We start from the raw sequence: 1,250 nt of genomic DNA, 5'->3' as shown, positions 1-1,250 counted from the left end.
CCAGGACAGTATTGCGATGTGACGACGCCGTTCGACGACCCGCAGGGAGAGCTGGCCTGGATGTTCTTCCAGTGCACCAGCGAAGGCGGCGACCTGGACGAGGGCTTCTCGCTGCTCAGCGACGACTTCACCTACTGGACCCTGTATACGCGCACCTCCTGCGACAAGGAGACGTTCCGGCGGGCGATCGAACGGCGCAAACAGAACCTCGAAGTCACCGTCGACCTGTTGCGCTGCGTCAACGAGGGCGACACGGTGGTCGTGGAGGCGCAGGCCACCGGAACGACCATCGACGGCGTCGCCTACGACAGCCCGTTCGTGTGCATCGTCGACACCCGCGAGGGGCTGATCGTCTCGATGCGCCTGTACAGCGACACCCGGGCGCAGGCCGCGGCGCTGCCCGGGTGGGTCCCCTACTGAGCGGACACGCTGATGTCGGCCTTGTCGGGGTAGAACGCGACGTGCCCGGCGATCGCCGCGACCGCGGGGTAGGGCTGCTCGTAGGTCCAGATCGCATCGTCGACGGTGTCCCCGGCGCCGGTGGTCACGCTGTAGTAGCTGGCCTCGCCCTTGAACGGGCAGTAGGTGCTGGTGTCGGTGCGGGTCAGCCGTTCGGCGACCACGTCGTCCATCGGAATGTATTGCACGACGGGCAAAGTGGCCTCGTGCAGCTGCAGCGCGGCGGTGGTCTCCGCGACCAGCTCGCCGTTGACGCGCACCTGTACCCGTCCCGGTGTCGGCTCGATGGTGATCGGGTGCCCGGCGCTGGGTTCCTTGATCTCGGGGTGGCTCATGGTTGTTACCTCCTCAGGCGCGTGCGGCGTGCACGGCCCGCCACCGAGCCTAGGCGCGCCTACTCGGGCCGGGCGGTCGCGCTCGTGTCCTTCGGCGTGCGCATCGCGGCCCAGAACCGGGCGGCCTCCCGGATCGACTCCTCGACCGGGCGCGGCTGCCAACCCAATTCGCGCCTGGCCTTGCCGCTGTCGACGGGGGCCTCGGCGCGCATCATGCGCACCGAGGTGAGGCTGAGCTCGGCGTCCTTGCCGCTCAGCCGGGCCCGCAGACTGCCCAGCGCGGCCATCGCGTAGAGCACGGGCACCGAGATCGCGCGTCGCGGCGGCGCCACGCCGGCCTCGTCGGCGGCGATTCGCACGACGTCGTTCAGCGCGATCATCTTCTCCGAGACCAGGTAGCGCTCGCCGACGCGCCCGCGCTCGGCGGCCAGGATCATCGCCCGGGCGGCGTCGTCG

General features: G+C 69.8%; 3 protein-coding genes. 1 reads left to right on the top strand and 2 read right to left on the bottom strand.

The genetic code is table 11. From position 1 onward, the window contains the following. Positions 1-18: 18 nt before the first annotated feature. Positions 19-420: a nuclear transport factor 2 family protein gene (locus AC2VON_RS08205; RefSeq protein ID WP_407684936.1), complete on the top strand. Its 402-nt coding sequence runs from the start codon at positions 19-21 to the stop codon at positions 418-420. Here AC2VON_RS08205 and AC2VON_RS08200 read toward each other — a convergent pair. Both AC2VON_RS08200 and AC2VON_RS08195 read right to left on the bottom strand, forming a co-directional pair. Further along, positions 414-794 (bottom strand): DUF427 domain-containing protein, encoded by a 381-nt coding sequence (locus AC2VON_RS08200; RefSeq protein WP_486952504.1) that lies wholly within the window; start codon positions 792-794, stop codon positions 414-416. The genes AC2VON_RS08205 and AC2VON_RS08200 overlap by 7 nt on opposite strands. A 59-nt stretch (positions 795-853) precedes the next feature. Continuing rightward, positions 854-1,250, bottom strand: a 397-nt coding sequence (locus AC2VON_RS08195; protein ID WP_486952503.1) for a Rossmann-fold NAD(P)-binding domain-containing protein, incomplete at its 5' end; no start/stop codon positions are given.

Source organism: Mycobacterium sp. TH-M82 (assembly GCF_057473605.1).
This window is presented reverse-complemented; position numbering and strand designations above follow the sequence as displayed.